This window comes from Pantoea sp. ACRSB (genome assembly GCF_022346905.1).
GTDB classification, from domain to species: Bacteria; Pseudomonadota; Gammaproteobacteria; order Enterobacterales; family Enterobacteriaceae; genus Pantoea; species Pantoea piersonii.
Genome location: NZ_JAKRNL010000004.1, coordinates 333,083 through 349,273, shown reverse-complemented (window position 1 = coordinate 349,273; position 16,191 = coordinate 333,083). Strand labels below are relative to the sequence as shown.

Annotated in this window: 12 protein-coding genes; 7 read left to right on the top strand and 5 right to left on the bottom strand. The window is 55.7% G+C overall.

Translation table 11 applies throughout. The features are described from left to right. On the bottom strand, positions 1–900 hold the full coding sequence (locus MHZ89_RS14880; protein WP_311783650.1) for a LysR substrate-binding domain-containing protein: 900 nt from the start codon (positions 898–900) through the stop codon (positions 1–3). Between the two features lie 98 nt (positions 901–998). Between MHZ89_RS14880 and MHZ89_RS14875 the strand changes: the two genes are divergently transcribed. Next, positions 999–1,769: a 2OG-Fe(II) oxygenase gene (locus MHZ89_RS14875; RefSeq protein ID WP_311783649.1), complete on the top strand. Its 771-nt coding sequence runs from the start codon at positions 999–1,001 to the stop codon at positions 1,767–1,769. Here the strand turns inward: MHZ89_RS14875 and MHZ89_RS14870 are convergent. After that, positions 1,754–2,842: a DUF2817 domain-containing protein gene (locus tag MHZ89_RS14870; protein ID WP_311783648.1), complete on the bottom strand. Its 1,089-nt coding sequence runs from the start codon at positions 2,840–2,842 to the stop codon at positions 1,754–1,756. The genes MHZ89_RS14875 and MHZ89_RS14870 overlap by 16 nt on opposite strands. Before the next feature lie 81 nt (positions 2,843–2,923). Next, positions 2,924–3,694 (bottom strand): ABC transporter substrate-binding protein, encoded by a 771-nt coding sequence (locus MHZ89_RS14865; protein WP_311783647.1) that lies wholly within the window; start codon positions 3,692–3,694, stop codon positions 2,924–2,926. Between the two features lie 516 nt (positions 3,695–4,210). On the opposite strand from MHZ89_RS14865, the gene MHZ89_RS14860 reads away from it, so the two are divergent. Then, on the top strand, positions 4,211–5,194 hold the full coding sequence (locus MHZ89_RS14860) for a DUF1852 domain-containing protein (protein ID WP_311783646.1): 984 nt from the start codon (positions 4,211–4,213) through the stop codon (positions 5,192–5,194). Positions 5,195–5,220: 26 nt separating this feature from the next. Continuing rightward, positions 5,221–6,252, top strand: coding sequence for a methionine synthase (locus tag MHZ89_RS14855; protein WP_311783645.1), 1,032 nt, complete (start codon positions 5,221–5,223; stop codon positions 6,250–6,252). Positions 6,253–6,582: 330 nt separating this feature from the next. Here the strand turns inward: MHZ89_RS14855 and MHZ89_RS14850 are convergent, their stop codons facing one another. Further along, positions 6,583–8,232: a methyl-accepting chemotaxis protein gene (locus MHZ89_RS14850; protein WP_311783644.1), complete on the bottom strand. Its 1,650-nt coding sequence runs from the start codon at positions 8,230–8,232 to the stop codon at positions 6,583–6,585. A gap of 214 nt (positions 8,233–8,446) precedes the next feature. Between MHZ89_RS14850 and fliD the strand changes: the two genes are divergently transcribed. Beyond that, positions 8,447–9,856: a flagellar filament capping protein FliD gene (fliD, locus tag MHZ89_RS14845; protein WP_311783643.1), complete on the top strand. Its 1,410-nt coding sequence runs from the start codon at positions 8,447–8,449 to the stop codon at positions 9,854–9,856. A gap of 224 nt (positions 9,857–10,080) precedes the next feature. Next, entirely contained in the window at positions 10,081–12,588 is a 2,508-nt protein-coding gene (locus tag MHZ89_RS14840; protein ID WP_311783642.1) for an EAL domain-containing protein, read from the top strand. A gap of 3 nt (positions 12,589–12,591) precedes the next feature. Here the strand turns inward: MHZ89_RS14840 and MHZ89_RS14835 are convergent, their stop codons facing one another. Beyond that, positions 12,592–14,139, bottom strand: a complete 1,548-nt coding sequence (locus MHZ89_RS14835; protein ID WP_311783641.1) for a sensor domain-containing diguanylate cyclase — start codon at positions 14,137–14,139, stop codon at positions 12,592–12,594. 324 nt (positions 14,140–14,463) lie between these two features. On the opposite strand from MHZ89_RS14835, the gene MHZ89_RS14830 reads away from it, so the two are divergent. Both MHZ89_RS14830 and MHZ89_RS14825 read left to right on the top strand, forming a co-directional pair. Next, positions 14,464–15,222, top strand: coding sequence for a hypothetical protein (locus MHZ89_RS14830; RefSeq protein WP_311783640.1), 759 nt, complete (start codon positions 14,464–14,466; stop codon positions 15,220–15,222). 96 nt (positions 15,223–15,318) lie between these two features. Then, positions 15,319–16,182 (top strand): aldo/keto reductase family oxidoreductase, encoded by an 864-nt coding sequence (locus MHZ89_RS14825; protein ID WP_311783639.1) that lies wholly within the window; start codon positions 15,319–15,321, stop codon positions 16,180–16,182. Positions 16,183–16,191 lie beyond the last annotated feature (9 nt).

Sequence of the window (16,191 nt, the reverse complement as noted above, 5' to 3'; positions counted from 1 at the left end):
TCAGTCCGCTAATTGCGTAAGCCAGTTTATTAAGGCTTCGCTGCCCGGCTGGCTGCGCGAACGCTGCGGCCAGGCCAGAAAATAGGGTTTGCTGAGCGGCAGGCTTAGCGCATCAACTGTTACCAGGTCGCCACGCGCCAGTTCAGCGGCGATCAGCCGCCTCTGTCCCAGCAGTAACCCCGCGCCAGCTACGGCGGCGTCTATGGCCAGCGAGGTGAGATTAAAACGTAATGCCGGTTGCGGCGCCGCAACCGGCATTTCCTTAGCGAGAAACCAGCTACGCCAGTCAGGCAGAAAACGCCCTTCATTGCCCCAGTCAAGATGAATCAGCGGTGCCTGACTGAGCGCGCTTCCATGCGGATAACGCTGTAGCAGAGCCGGGCTGGCTACCGGCACGACCTCATCCAGAAACAGGCGTTGCTTATCCAGCTGCGGATAACGCTCCTCACCGAAACAGATGACGAAATCCGCCGGCGTGGCGTTAAAATCCACCTGCGCATGGGTACCGTACAGCGATAAATCGATATCCGGACAGCGTTCACGCCACTGCATGATATTGGGCAACAGCCACTTTGAAGCCAGCGCAGGCAGCGCGTAGAGCGTCAGCTTCGGCATTACGGCCGCGTGTCGCAGGTTCTGCTGCCCGAGATGCAGAATGTCAAAGGCTTCGGTCACATAGCGCAGATACTCTTTGCCTGTCTCGGTTAACCTTACTCCGCTCTGGGTACGCACAAACAGCGCGCTGCCGAGCTGCTCCTCCAGCTGACGGATTTGCTGGCTTACCGCCGCAGGCGTCAGCGCCAGCTGGGCGGCGGCCTTAGCCAGACTGCCCAGCTCCGCCGCGACCTTGAACGCCTGAATAACGCTGATTTTAGGTAAACGCGGTGACTGAGCAGGCATTAATCTTTCCTTAACAGGCCGTTAAATTTATATCGTTATGCAGCAACATATCAGCAAGTTACAGTTTTCAACTACCTTAAATGATGAGAACTGCCGCTATGTCTGCTCTGATCCGTTTCGATTTACATCCGCTTGCCGATGCCGACTGGCGGCGCGAGTGCCGCGAACAGCTCAACCAACACGGCGCGCTGGTGCTGCGTCAGTTTTTACAACCCGCCGCGCTAAGGAGCATCATTGCCGAAGGCGAAGCGCAGCGCCATCAGGCTTATCACACCGTTAGCAAGCACAACGTCTATTTAATGAAGGCTGATGAAGCCTACAGCGCCGATCATCCGCGCAATCGTGATGTGAGCAGCACCAAAGGCTGCATTACCGACGATCTTATCGCCGCCGATTCGCCGCTGCGCCAGCTCTATAATGATGCGCTGTTTAAAGGGTTTCTGTGCGATGTGCTGGGCGAAACCGCGCTCTATCCCTATGCCGATCCCCTCTCCTCTATAAACCTGCACTATGCGCCGGATGGGCAGGAACTGGGCTGGCATTTTGATAACTCCTCTTTTGCCATCACCCTGCTGGTGCAGAAGCCGCGCGCTGGCGGCGTATTCCAGTATGTGAAGGATCTGCGCAACGCCGATGCCGGGGAGATGAATTTTGACGGCGTCGCGGCCGTACTGGATCAGCAGCGGCCGGTTGACGCGCTGGAAATTGAGGCCGGGGATTTAGTGCTGTTTCGCGGGCGCAATTCATTGCACCGCGTTACGCCTACCGAAGGCGATATCACGCGGATGCTGGCCGTACTGGCTTATAATACGCAGCCGGGAATTGCGCTGTCAGAGACCGCGCGCATGACCTTTTATGGACGGTTGTGATCCAGGCTTAATAAACCCTCCCATCCCCGCCGGAAAATCTGCTGGGTGCGAAACGCCACCAGATCGCGCCAGTCGCGGTCTGCGGGCCAGAAGCCTTCCACCAGGCATTGTTTGATAGCGCGCCCCGCCTCGCTGGCCGGATCGCCCTGCAAATGCAGCCAGTGATCTTCGCGCACCCGCCGATGCATCTCCTCACCAGGAAAGGTGCCGCACTCCACCACCAGCGGCAAGATATGCGTATCGGGCAGCGCGTTAAGCAGAAACTGCGAGAGATAGCCCGTAGCGGTGGCGGTCACGCCGGTTTCACTCTCCCGTCCGGTACCGGTGAACAACAGCGTCAGCCATTCGCCATAGATCCTTTTTCCCCACTGATGGGCGTCGACAGGCTGTTCGGCAATAGAAAGCAGCATGGGATGCCCCCAGGCTCCGGCTCCGGTATGCAAATCAAAGCTGAGAAGGGTCGTCGCATGTGAGAGATGATGCTCAATGATGCTTTGCAGTGTGCGATAAGACCAGCTGGGCTGCTGGCCGCCATAGAATAAGCCGTCGGCAAACTGATATTGCCCCGCTTCCACAACGCGTTTAACTGCTGGCCAACCTGCACTGTTGAGGGTTTCCTGTAGCAGCTGGTCAGCTTTAGCCCGCTCGCCGTGGTAGATCCCATGCCACTCAGCGTAATCCGCGTTGGCGGGCGCAGCCTGAGTGAAATCGATAAAGTTACGGTTAAGATCGATGTTGTCTTCATTAACGCGCCGCAGATGGGCCGCACCCCAGGGGTTAAGCAGGTGCAGCAGCACTATCGCGGTATCATCGGGTAAAGCGGTGAGGCTGAACTCGTTGAGCCAGTTAATCTGACTGTCAGATCCGTAATAGCCTTCCACGCCGTGTGTACCGGAGATAATCAGCATCACTTTAGAGGCGTGGAGATTGCCCAGTACGGCGACATCGGTGTAAAGCGCTTCGCCCTGCGGGCCTGGCAGCGGATGTTTATATGAAGTCAGGGTGCCGTTTTGACGAGCAACGGCAGCGACAAAGCGGGCGCGTTGAGAAGTGTAATGCGGCAGTTCGGGCATGGATTCTCCTGCGGCTGGCTGCGTCCGCTATCCTTACCGCTGCCCTTCCAGCAGCGGCTACGGGCAAAAATGCGTAAGTCATTAAGGATAGACCTTAAATTTAAAATACTTCTTCGCCAGCCGATCGTAGGTTCCGTTAGCGTGCAGCGCCGCCAGCGCATCATTAATTAGCTTCAGGTTGGCCGCGTCACCCTTACGCAGACCAATGCCCACGCCGTTGCCCAGCAGCGCTTTATCGACCAGCGTTGCCTTGATAACGTAATTTTTGCCTTCTGGCGTATTCAGGAATCCTTGCGCCGCGGACACCGCGTTCGCCAGCGAGCCGTCAAGGCGGCCAGCCACCAGATCCGGGTAAATCTCCATCTGGTTTTGATAGGAAACGATATTGACCCCCTGCGGCGCCCACTTCGCTTTCGCATAGCTTTCCTGAATGGTGCCCTGCGCCACCCCGATATTTTTGCCGCGCAGCGTGCTGATATTCTCCGTCAGGGTGCTGCTCTTCGGCGTCAGCAACGCGCTCGGCGTGTTGTAGAGCATATCGCTGAAATCCACCTGCTCACGGCGTTTTTCCGTCATCGACATTGCCGAGAGAATGGCATCAAACTTCTTCGCCTGTAACGCCGGGATACTGCTATCGAAGCCTGTCTGCACCCACTGGCACTTTATCTTTGCCTGCGCGCAAATGGCATTGCCCAGATCAATATCAAATCCCTGAAGCGAGCCATCGCTGGCTTTGGATTCAAACGGCGGAAAGGTGGGATCAACGCCAAAACGCAGCGTTTGCTCAGCAGCAGAGAGTTGGCTAAAGGCACTGAGCGAAAGCAATAAAGCGAAGGGCAAACTTCTTTTCATTATTATCTCCAGCAGGCGGGACGTTAAATAACGGCATGCAGAACTAATAACATGGCGGAGGGATCTCCACCACAAAAACCAGAAGCTGACTGAGAGGAAATGCTTATATTTGTTAGTACGTTAGCAAAGGTTTATACGCTATTAAGCCTGGCTTAACGCTTGCGACCGTCCATTCGCTGGTGTCGTCGGCCCGGCAGTAAAAGGCGTTGCCGCTGCGCAATTAAGTGCCTTTCTCCCCTGGCGCTGATGGTCAGAACTTCAGCGTTGCGTTAGCCGGGGAACAGCCTTTTTCCTGATAACGCATCTTGATGTTTACTCAACATGAATTTTGTTCAAGTTCAGTGAATTTAAATCACTTTTACTCAATCCATGACTCAGGCATAAAAGATGCAGAGTTGTTAACTAATAGTAATATGAAGAGTCGTGGATGAGAAAACAAGCAAAGAAAATCGGGTTATCCTGAGACGCAAACGTTAAAAGAAAATTTCACAACATAAATTAGGATACCAGATTACGATGACTCACAATTTTAGCTTCACTATTAAAAGCCTTCGTTTCGACGAGAATTATAATCCTTCTGAAAATACGCGCATTACGACCAACTTTGCTAATTTAGCCAGAGGGGCGAAACGTCAGGAGAACCTGCGTAATGCGTTGGTGATGATAGACAACCGTTTCAATTCGCTGGCGCACTGGGATAATCCTAAAGCGGATCGCTACTCCGTCGAGCTGGATATCATTTCCGTGGAGATGATTATTAATGCTAACGGCGACAACGCCTCTTTTCCGGTGATCGAAATCCTGAAGCCCAATGTCGTTGACCGCAAAACCGGCGCGCGCACTGAAGGCATTGTGGGCAATAACTTTTCTTCTTACGTACGTGACTACGATTTTAGCGTATTGTTATCTGAGCATAATAAAAACAGAGCGGAATTTACTATCCCGGACGATTTTGGCGATTTACACGGCAAGATCTTCAGAAGTTTCGTTGCATCAGAGGCTTATAAAGCGCAGTTTAAAAAGGCGCCTGTAATATGCCTGAGCGTCTCCAGTAAAAATATCTATCACAGAACAAATAATCAGCATCCGGTGCTGGGCGTAGAGTATCAGCAGGATAACCCCTCTCTGACCGACCGCTATTTTGCAAAGATGGGCCTGCAGGTTCGCTATTTTATGCCGCACAATAGCGTTGCGCCGTTAGCGTTTTACTTTAGCGGTGACTTGCTGAGCGACTACTCTGCTCTTGAACTTATCAGCACCATCAGCACGATGGAGACTTTCCAGAAGATTTATCGCCCTGAAATATATAATGCGAACTCGGCCGCAGGAAAATGCTATCAGCCAGACCTGAACCACCAGGATTATTCACTAACCCGAATTGTTTATGATCGAGAAGAGCGTAGCCAGTTAGCTGTTGAGCAGGGGAAATTTACCGAGCAAAACTTTATTAAACCCTATCAGGCTATTCTTGAGCAGTGGGCTGCTAATTTCGTTCTTTGATTAAAATACATACAAGGTCACCTTTAATGAAAAAGTTATTACCTGTTTCAACTGCTGGCAGCTTACCTAAACCTTCCTGGCTCGCTCAGCCTGAGACGCTCTGGTCACCCTGGAAATTACAGGGCGATGAATTAGCTGACGGCAAAAGAGATGCCCTGCGTTTATCTCTGGCGGATCAACTCCAGGCAGGCGTTGATATTGTCAGCGATGGCGAACAAACGCGTCAGCATTTTGTCACGACCTTTATTGAGCATCTGAGCGGCGTCGATTTTGAGAAGCGCGAGATTGTTAAAATTCGCGATCGCTATGACGCCAGCGTCCCGACCGTCGTTGGCGAAGTGAGCCGCCAGAAGCCTGTCTTTGTTGATGATGCTAAATTCTTACGCCAGCAAACCAGTCAGCCGATTAAATGGGCGTTGCCTGGCCCAATGACGATGATCGACACGCTTTATGACAGCCACTATAAAAGCCGTGAAAAACTCGCATGGGAGTTCGCCAAAATTCTCAATCAGGAAGCCAAAGAACTTGAGGCGGCTGGCGTAGATATTATCCAGTTCGATGAGCCTGCGTTTAATGTCTTCTTTGATGAGGTGAATGACTGGGGTATCGCTACCCTCGAAAGAGCGATTGAAGGGCTGAAATGCGAAACTGCTGTCCATATTTGTTACGGTTACGGCATCAAAGCCAATACAGACTGGAAAAAGACGCTGGGTTCAGAATGGCGACAGTACGAAGAAATTTTCCCGAAACTGCAAAAATCCAGTATCGATATCGTTTCGCTGGAGTGCCAGAACTCTCGCGTCCCTATGGATCTTATTGAGCTGATCCGCGGCAAAAAAGTGATGGTCGGTGCCATTGATGTGGCAACCAATACCATCGAGACGCCAGAAGAAGTCGCCAACACCCTACGCAAGGCCCTGCAGTTTGTCGATGCCGATAAGCTCTATCCCTGCACTAACTGCGGCATGATCCCCCTACCGCGCCGCGTGGCGAATGGGAAGCTGCAAGCGTTAAGCGCAGGCGCAGAGATTGTCAGAAAAGAGATTTTGGCCAAATAACACAGAGAATTTGATAGATACTCAGTCCGGTTAGCGCGCAAATTACCCTGGCCGGGCTGAGCAGTAAGGCTTATCGCAATCATCGCGACCGCTGGCTTGCCAGCCACTTCCCCTCCCGTTCATCCGTTATTGCCTTCTGTCGGCTTTCAGCAACTGACAAACATTTATTAATCCGTTACTTCACTGAGCCGGACGCAGCGGAAGGGTTTCATACCATTGCATAGAAAAAAAATCCGGAAACGGCATCGCTTCCGGATTCCTGTACCGCTCAAGGCTAGTGTAACCGAGCCTTTACCGCTCGGCATAACGCCTTAAAAGCGCCGCTCTACATCAAAAGCTCTGCCACTCCGCTTCGTTAATCACCGCTACGCGCTGCGGCGCAGGGGTCCGACGCGACGGCTGAACCGCTGGCGTGCGCGGCGCGGCGACCTCCGCATCGTTGCCGACGCGGAACTTGCCAACCAGCTCAGTCAGCGCGCTGGCCTGCTCCTGCAACGACTGCGAAGCTGCCGAGGCCTCTTCGACCAGCGCGGCGTTCTGCTGGGTCACGTCGTCCATCTGGTTCACCGCCTGGTGCACCTGCGCGATGCCCTGGCTCTGCTCGACCGCAGCGGCGGCGATCTCGCCGACCAAATCACTGACCTGACGAATCGCGTCTTTCATCACGTCCATATTGCGGCCGACGTCGCTTGCCTGCGCCGCGCCCGCTTCCGTCAGCTGATGAGAGGCTTCAATCAGCGCTTTAATCTCATGAGCGGCGGCGGTTGAACGCTGCGACAGGTTTCTCACCTCACCCGCCACCACGGCGAAACCTTTACCGTGTTCCCCTGCGCGCGCCGCTTCTACCGCCGCGTTCAGCGCCAGAATATTGGTCTGGAACGCGATGCCTTCAATCATGGAAACGATCTCGTTTACCTTGCGCGAGCTGCCGCGGATGTTATCCATCGTCGCCAGCATCGTGGTCAGCGACTCGCCGCTCTTCTCAGAGAGGCTGCTGGCATTGGCCGCCAGCTGACTCGCCTGACGCGTATTATCCGCGGTCTGGCGCACAGTTTCGCTCAGTTCAGTCATGCTGGCCGCCGTCTGCTCCAGCGATGCCGCCTGCTGCTCGGTGCGCGAAGAGAGATCTTCATTGCCTGCAGAGATCTGCACCGAGGCGCTGCTGACCGACTGCGACGCCTGGTTGACCGAGACCAGCGCCGAGGAGACGCGCTGCATCAAATGGTTAAAGGCGCGCGCCATATTGCCAATTTCGTCGCGACGGCTCTCATCGGCGTTCAGCGTCAGGTCAAGGTTTTCGCTGGCGCTCGCCATCACCTTGCCCATTGCCGACAGGCTGCGGCGAATGCGCAAAATAGTGAAGGCCGAAAAGAGGCCGAACAGCACCACAGTGGCGATAACGCCGCCGATGGTCGCCCACAATACGGTTTTAAACAGGCTGCGGTTGGTATCGCGCAGCTGGTTACTGATGTCGATATTCAGCGTCAGCTGTTTCTGATAATCGGCAATCATCTCGCGGATAGCCGCGCCGACGCCATCGCTTCCCTCAATCAGCCCTACGCTTACCGCATTCTGATGCGCATGCGAGGCAGCGAGAAATGCAGGCAGACGATCGTTAATGGTACGAAGATGTTCATAGGCGAGATTAGTCAGCCGTTTATCTTCGTCGTTGGAAATGTCGTTCGTCATGTAGTAATCGATCTGCGATTTGAGCTGCGCCAGCTGTGCGCTAATCGTCTTTTCCACATCGGCAAACTTCCCATCGTCAGTCTGGATCTGATGCTTGTAGAGCGTCAGCGCAAGCTGGTTGCCCTCATCGATCATTTTCCCGACATCTTTAATTGAGGGAATAGCATTGGCCTGGACATATTCAAAGCGATCCTGAAAGCCGGACAGCAGAGAGATAGCCAGTATGGCCTGTAAAATAATCGCGCCAAACAGCAGCGAGAATGCCAACAGCAGGCGTTGGGTGATGTTCATCCTGGTCTCCATAAGGTAAGCGCCCCTGACCTTATGCGTTCAGGCAGGGTTTAGCTTCCTTATCATCGGCACCAGTCCGGCTTTAATTAATTAAATTACCCCGCCTCGCCCTGCGCCTCTGTAAGCATTTCGTAAGGATTTTCACAAAATAATTTAAGTTTTAAGTAAGCCTGTCGATAACGGATGTAAGCGACTATTACCAAAAGGAAGTGATATGGCAGGCGTCTCTACATTAGGCATTGGCTCAGGACTCAAGCTAAGCGATATACTGGACAAGCTTACTAGCGCGGAAAAACAAGTACTTGCCCCAGTTTCAAAGCAGCAATCCGCGGCTACCGCCAGGCTTTCCGCCTACGGCACGCTGAAAACCGCCGTACAGGCTTTTCAGACGGCTAACAGCAAACTACAGGAAGCGGGTCTTTACACTCAAACCACCACATCAAGCAGCTCGACCGCCTTTAGCGCCGACTCAAACGGCAGCGCGGTCGCCGGTAAGTACAGCATCAGCGTGACGCAGCTGGCGCAGGCGCAAACCCTGACCAGCGCGGCGAAAGGCGATATTAAATCGTCGGTGGGCAGCGATGCGGCAAGCCGCACGCTGAAGATCCTGTCGGAGGACGGGAAAGAGACAAGCATCACCCTGACGCAAGATCAAACCTCCCTGACTGCGCTGCGCGACACTATCAACAAGGCGAACGCCGGCGTCAGCGCCAGCATTATTCGCGTATCGGACGCCAGCTACCGCCTGTCAATTACCTCTACCCAGACCGGTACCGGCCATGCGGTGAAGGCGATTAGCGTTGAAGGCGACAATACGCTACAGGACTTTATCGGTTTTGGCCCGGCGGCGAGCGCCAGCGGCATGCAGCAGAATGTGGCGGCGCAAAACGCCAGCCTGACCATCAATAACGTCCATATTGAAAGCAGCAGCAACGTTATCAGCGACGCCGTTGAGGGACTGACCCTGAAGCTGCACGACATCACCAGCGGCAATCAGACCCTGAGCGTCGTCAGCGACACCTCAAAAGCCAAAACCGCCATCAGCGACTGGGTCACTGCTTACAACAGTTTGCAGGATACGATGTCGACCCTGACCAAATATACTCCGGTCGATGCAGGCAAAGATCAGGATACGAAAAACGGCGCGCTGCTGGGCGACGGCACGTTACGTCTTATTCAGACGCAGTTGAAAGGCATTCTCGCCAACGGTTCGGGTTCGGCGACCTATAAAACCCTGTCGCAGACAGGCATTACTTCTGACCCTACTACCGGCAAGCTTAAACTGGATGCCGACAAGCTGGGCAACATGCTGTCGGTGAAGCCGGAGGCGATGCGCGATATTTTCACCGGGGACGGTAAGAAAAGCGGTATCGCTACCGGTCTGGCAAACAGCATGACCGCCATTCTCAACAGCAAGGGGGCGTTGCAGAGCGCGACCGACAGCATCAGTAAGAAGCTGAATCAGCTGACCGATCAGTACAATCAGGCCAGCAAGAAAATCGACGCGACCATTGCGCGTTATAAAACGCAGTTCACCAATCTGGATAAGATGATGAGCGTGATGAACAATACCAGCTCCTATCTTACTCAACAGTTCGAAAACCTGTCTAAAAGCGATAAGTAACTTATGCTTGCGTCCGGCCCGCGCAGCGGCCGGACTCCTCTGTTGTCACAATTCATTCACGCCAGCGCTATAGTCCAGCGCCTGTGCTGCCGATAAGAGAGAGATGTAACTGGATACATTTTTTTCGACTTTCTCTGGCGTGGCGACAACTTATGACTTTTTATGCTCTTCACCCATCCTCTGACGGACGCGCTCGCGGTCTGGTCAGAACACCGATGATAATAATGCTGATTCTGCTCGGCCTCTCTTTTTTCGCCGCGCTGACCGCCCTGTTTTGGGTAGCGGACGACCTGAACGATAAAGCGGATTATCGTAGCGGTCTGCTGCTTGAGAAAGCATTCGCCAGTCGCGAAATGAGTATGCGCTTTCACCTGAGCGATAACGCTGACTGGGGCGAAGCCTATAACAACCTGCACCGTACCCTTAATCTCGACTGGGCCTGGCGCAACCAGAACCTGGGCAGTTCGCTGTTTCAGACTTTCGGCTATGAGGGGGTATTTGTGATTGCGCCCGATGACCAGACCCGTTACAGCGTGATCAACGGCGCGCTGCATCAAGAAGATTTTCAGGCGTGGCTGGGGCAGGATCCACTTAACGACCTGAAGCAGCGGCTACAGCAGAGCGACGGAAAGGCGATCGCCTGCCTGGTGCGCTCGCGCGGCCAGGTTGCGCTGCTCGGCGCTTCCTTGATCACCACCGGAGGCGATCGTAGCGTTGCGGAAGTCGCGGGGCCGCCTTCGGTGATGATTTTTGTCGATCGCCTGACGCCTGAAAAGTTGCAGAGCCTGGGCGCGGAGTATGGCATTGAAAAGCTCAGCTATGCCGACGCGTTTGCCAGCGCGGCAGCTGAGACTAACCGCTACCGCATCCCGGCGCTGGGCGGCGCAGTCACGCTAAAGTGGCAAAGCGATAACCCCGGCGGCGCGCTGCTCACCTGGCTGCTGCCGCTGCTGGTGCTGCTGATGTGCGCCACCTTTTTTACCGCCGCTATGCTCATGCGCAACGCGCTACGCAAGGCGCGCAACAGCGACGTCAGCACCTTTCTGCTGGAACAGAGCCAGCAGGCGCTTGCCGCCAGCGAACAGCGCTTTCGCGACGTGGCGGAGAGCACCACCGACTGGATCTGGGAAGCGGATGCGCAGCTGCGCTTTACCTGGATATCCGGACGCTTTCCCGCCGTAACCGGCTACCACAGCGAGGACTGGCTGCACCAGCCGCTGCACGCCTTTTTGCTTGACGATGAGGATCTGCTGCAACGGCTGACGCAGCGGGAGCAGCCCGGCGAGCCGCTGACGCTCCTACGCTGTCGTTACCGCTCCGCGCAGCAGCATATACGCTTCTGCAATCTGACGCTGCGGCCCGTAACGCTGGCACAGGGTAAAGAGGGCTATCGCGGCACCGCTACCGACGTCACGCTGGAGGTGGAGGCGGAAGCGCGCGTCCGCTACCTTTCGCAGTTTGATGAGCTAACCGGCTTGCCCAACCGCGCGCAGATGAACGCCTGCCTGGCGGGCAAACTCAACGGCGTGCTGCATAGCGACCGACCGCTGGCAGTGATTATGATCGACCTGGACAAATTTAAGCCGGTCAACGATCTCTACGGCCATGCCGCAGGCGACAGCGTGCTGCATGAGGTCTCCGCGCGCTTTAACGCCTGCCTGAAAGATGCAGGCATGACCGCCCGCCTTGGCGGCGATGAGTTTGTTATGCTGGTCTCTGACATTCATACCCGCGAAGAGATTAGCGAGCTTTGCAGCCACATCATTACCCAAATCAATCAGCCCTTCGCCATTCACGACGGCGAAGTCTTTATCGGTGCCAGTCTGGGCATCGCGCTGGCGCCGCAGGATGGCACCAACCCCGGCGATCTGCTGCGCTATGCGGATATCGCGCTCTATAAAGCGAAAAACACCGGACGCAATAACTGGGTCTTTTATCAGCGCGATATGGGAGAGAAGATTGTGCAGCGGCGCGAGATGGAGCGTGAGCTGCGCGAAGCGATCCACAGCGATCAGCTCCGGCTCGCCTGGCAGCCGCGCTACGATGTGCGCACCGCCCGCGTCAATGCCGTCGAGGCGCTGGTGCGCTGGCACCATAAGCAACACGGCGTGCTGATGCCCGATCAGTTTATTCCGCTGGCGGAGGAGACCGGCCTGATCAGCGCGCTGAGCGACTGGGTGCTGCTGCGGGCCTGCGAGGATACGCACCGCGAGCTGCCGGGACTGGCGGTATCGGTTAACCTCTCCGCAGTGGAATTCAGCGATAAAGGTTTGCCGAGGCGCATCCGCGCCGCGCTGGATGCGACGGGACTGCCGAGCAGCCGCCTGGAGATCGAGGTGACGGAGAGCGCCATGCTACAGGATCCGGAAACCACTCTGGAGATTATGCAGGCGATCAAGGCGCTGGGCGTGAAGTTTCTGATTGACGATTTCGGCACCGGCTATGCCTCGCTAAACTATCTGCGCACCTTCCCGTTTGACGGCATCAAGATTGATAAATCCTTTATCTTTCCGCTTAACGACTCCTCGCAGGCGCGAGAGATTGTCCAGAACATGGTGGGATTAGGCAAAGCCTACTCGCTGAGCATCACCGCAGAGGGCGTCGAAACCGCCTGCCAGATGGAACAGCTTAAGGAGATGGAGTGCGACGGCCTTCAGGGCTATTACATCGGGAAACCTCAGCCGCTGGCGCAGATTGCTGAAAGCTACTGCGCCGCGCCGACGGCTCCCTAGCAGTTATGCGCAGCGCCTCGCCTGGTTGCGTCCGCTGTGTTTCGCCAGATAGAGCGCCTCGTCCGCCTGCTCGATCAGCGCCTGCGGCTCCGGGCGATCTTTTTCCGGCAGAAAAGTGGCGCATCCTGCGCTCAGGGTGACATGGGCGGCGATGGAAGAGGAGTCATGCGGAATATTGCGCGCGCTGACCGCCTTTACCGCCGCGCTGGCGATATTCAGCGCATCCTGCCCCGTCGCGCCCGGCAGGATAATGGCAAACTCTTCGCCGCCATATCTTGCTACCTTGTCGGTGCTGCGCAGCGGCAGCGCTTTCAGGGCGCTGGCAACCGCCTTCAGGCAGGCATCGCCAGCGACATGGCCATAGGTGTCGTTGTAGCGCTTGAAATAGTCGATATCCATCAGGATCAGCGATACCTGCTGATTCTTTTCCGCCGCGTCGAGCAGGCTTTGCTGTAAGAACAGATCAAACTGGCGACGATTCGCCAGCCCGGTCAGGCCGTCGGCGTGCGCCAGATTTTCCAGCGACAGATTAGCCGCCGTCAGCTCATCGCGCAGGCGAGTCAGCTCCTGCTGATAGCGCAGGCTACGTCTCGCCTGGCCCAGAATATAGGCGCCGAGCAGCATTATCCCCGCCAGCAGCGCCAGATCGAACATCACATATTCAACCTGTCCTTTAAGCCACTTTTTCAGCAAATCGTGTTTATCGTAGCCTGCTGCCACCACCAGCCCATAGCGCTCGGAGCGGGCAAAACCGAAAATACGCGCCTTGCCGTCCAGCGCCGCCCGCCACTGGCCGCTTCCCTTATCCGAGCTGGCGAGCATCGCCTGAAAAAGATGGCTGGATGAGAGGTTTTTGCCGATAAAGCTGTCGGGCATCGGCCTCGCATAGAGCACCGTACTGTCCGCCAGCATCAGCACCAGCACATCCTGCGGGCCCAGCTCATAATAGCTGTAGTAGTGGCGAAAATAGTCGACCCGAATGGTGGCGAGTAGAACACCATTGAACCCGCCTGAAACATCGTTAACGCGCAGCGAAACCGGAATCACCAGCTCGCCGGTACTGCGGCTGCGAATTACCGGGCCAATATGCACGCTGTCGCGCGGATTAGTGCGGTGAAAGGCGAAATATTCGCGATCGGCGTTATTAATCCCCTTAGGGATTTGCCGCGCGGAGGTAGCGAGCCATTTGCCATCGGCGCTGTAATAAAAGAGACCGTGTAGCTGCGGCAGTCGGCTCGCCAGCTCCTGCATGGTATGACTGAGCGCAGCGTTGTCAACGCCGGTCGCCATCTCGCTCATCAGCTGATGCTGAACCTGACGCAAGGAGAGCTCCGTCTGTAATATGGTGTCATCCGCCTGACGCGCCTGGGATACAGAAAGGTTTACCGCCATCTGTTCAGCCTGAATAACGGTATCACGCCAGGCTTCACGCATTGTCCAGAGGTTAAGCCCCATTACCGCCAGCGTGAGCACCAGACCCGCCAGCGCGATGCTTCTGGGCAGCGAGCGATTTAACGATGTCGCCCGGTCGCTTCTCCTTTTAAGTTTCATGTCCCGCCTCTTTGAAATACGTCTGATAAGTTAAGCATACAGAAGCCGTAACGCGCAGTAAGCAGAGCGGGCTTCCGCGGGTTGGCGGTCAGGGCGCGGCGTATTGCTTCCGTAAGGTGAAAATCAGCGGCTTAAATAAAATATTCACATTTCACTCCATTAGCGGCTAAGTCGCTAATTCCAAAGGACACCACTGTCTCAAAAAGCCAAACGGTAAGTAAAACAATATTTTATGCTGTATTAATTTCGCGGCGAGAGGTTCAGACTGGATATTCATCCACTGTACGAAGCGGTGGCTATTCGCTCTCCGTTCAAGGACAGCATATGACCTATTCATCTGAAACTATCTGCGCAATATCGGGAGCCGCTCTTCTTAATCTGAAGCGCTGGTATCGTAGCGGATTCATCAATAAATACGCATCCGGTAACGAATGGTCTGAGGCGCAGCTTCAGGACGTGCTGGATATGACGCGACTTACCAGTCAGGGCGCCACCATCCGCGAGATCAGGGCCGCGAAGCAAAGCGAGCGCCCGCTGCGTACCGGCGGCTGGGCGGCGCGACGTGGCGATATGCTCTGGCAGCTGGAATATGGCAGCGAGCAGTCGCTGAACGTGTTACTGCGCAAGCTCTCCAGTAACTTTACCGGCGACGATTTCGTTTTACAGCTTCTGCTGCCGCTTAATCAGTGGCTGCGCGACGACACGCGCGCTGGCGCAGGCCGACGCAGAGAGCGCTTTCACCATCTAATTGTCGCCCATGCGCGTAGCGCAATACGTAACGCCATGCGCGCGTCCTCCGTCCCGCTGCTGCTGGAAAACGTGAGCGAACAAAATAAGACGGAGATCTGGCTGGAGGCGATCAGGCTGAGCAGCCAGGGCTTCTGCGTCGAAGTCCGTCCCTTTAGCGCCGTCCATCAGCCCGCCTCTTCTCACCAGCATCACCTTTTATGGTGCGGCGCCGGCCTGACGGAGGTGATGTATCAGCACTATATGACGCATCTGGACAAAGGCCATCCGGTCTTGCTCTGCGGCCCCGATCGCCGCGTTCACCATCTCTATCCGCAAGTGCCCGCGGTCGCCTGAGCGGCCGCCTTCCCTCTTTTACCCGCCGTTATCTTCAGACGCTGAATCAGGCTGTACCGATTACACTTACTGAGTCCCTTTCACCAGGAGGTTATTATGTCTCAGGTTTCCCTTCGCTATCGTCTTGGCGATGATGAGGTCGGCCGCGTGGGCTACGGCGCGATGCAGTTAGCGGGGCCAGGCGTTTTTGGCCCGCCCAAAGACGAGGCGCGTGCGATACAGGTGCTGCGCGATGCCATCGCGGCGGGCGTGCGTCACATCGACACCAGCGATTTTTACGGCCCGCATCTGACCAATCAGCTGATCAAAAAGGCGCTGCACCCCTATCCTGAAGATCTGATTATCGTCACCAAAGTTGGCGCACGACGCGATGACAAAGGGGGCTGGCTGCCCGCGTTTTCACCTGACGAACTGGTTAGCGCGGTGGAAGACAATCTGCGCAATCTCGATCTCGGCGTGCTTGAAGTGGTGAACCTGCGCAGCATGATCAACCCGCAGAAACCGGCAGAAGGCTCGCTGACGCCGCAGCTTAACGCGCTGATTGAATTAAAAGAGCAAGGAGTGATTCGGCATATCGGGCTGAGCAACGTCACCGCGCGTCAGGTGGAAGAGGCGCAGCAGCTGACTGAGATCGCCTGCGTGCAGAATCTCTATAATCTTGCTAATCGCGAGGATGATGCCCTTATCGACAGGCTCGCCGCGCAGGGCATTCCCTATGTGCCCTTCTTTCCGCTCGGCGGCTTCACGCCGTTGCAGTCCACTCAGCTTACCCAGGTGGCGCAGCAGCTTAACGCCACGCCGATGCAGGTGGCGCTTGCCTGGCTGCTGCAACGTTCGCCCAATATTCTGCTGATCCCCGGCACCTCGTCGCCTGAGCATTTGCGGGAGAATCTGGCGGCGGCGCAGCTGACGCTGCCCGACGATGCGCTGGAAATACTGAATGGTATAGGTAAAAAATAGGCCGCTTGC

Bases quoted from the DNA above. Each gene is read 5' to 3' on its own strand.
- MHZ89_RS14875 (WP_311783649.1), top strand. From the start codon at position 999: ATGTCTGCTCTGATCCGTTTCGATTTACATCCGCTTGCCGATGCCGAC.
- MHZ89_RS14860 (WP_311783646.1), top strand. From the start codon at position 4,211: ATGACTCACAATTTTAGCTTCACTATTAAAAGCCTTCGTTTCGACGAG.
- MHZ89_RS14865 (WP_311783647.1), bottom strand. From the start codon at position 3,694: ATGAAAAGAAGTTTGCCCTTCGCTTTATTGCTTTCGCTCAGTGCCTTT.
- MHZ89_RS14880 (WP_311783650.1), bottom strand. From the start codon at position 900: ATGCCTGCTCAGTCACCGCGTTTACCTAAAATCAGCGTTATTCAGGCG.
- MHZ89_RS14870 (WP_311783648.1), bottom strand. From the start codon at position 2,842: ATGCCCGAACTGCCGCATTACACTTCTCAACGCGCCCGCTTTGTCGCT.
- MHZ89_RS14850 (WP_311783644.1), bottom strand. From the start codon at position 8,232: ATGAACATCACCCAACGCCTGCTGTTGGCATTCTCGCTGCTGTTTGGC.
- MHZ89_RS14835 (WP_311783641.1), bottom strand. From the start codon at position 14,139: ATGAAACTTAAAAGGAGAAGCGACCGGGCGACATCGTTAAATCGCTCG.
- MHZ89_RS14840 (WP_311783642.1), top strand. From the start codon at position 10,081: ATGCTGATTCTGCTCGGCCTCTCTTTTTTCGCCGCGCTGACCGCCCTG.
- MHZ89_RS14830 (WP_311783640.1), top strand. From the start codon at position 14,464: ATGACCTATTCATCTGAAACTATCTGCGCAATATCGGGAGCCGCTCTT.
- MHZ89_RS14825 (WP_311783639.1), top strand. From the start codon at position 15,319: ATGTCTCAGGTTTCCCTTCGCTATCGTCTTGGCGATGATGAGGTCGGC.
- MHZ89_RS14855 (WP_311783645.1), top strand. From the start codon at position 5,221: ATGAAAAAGTTATTACCTGTTTCAACTGCTGGCAGCTTACCTAAACCT.
- fliD (WP_311783643.1), top strand. From the start codon at position 8,447: ATGGCAGGCGTCTCTACATTAGGCATTGGCTCAGGACTCAAGCTAAGC.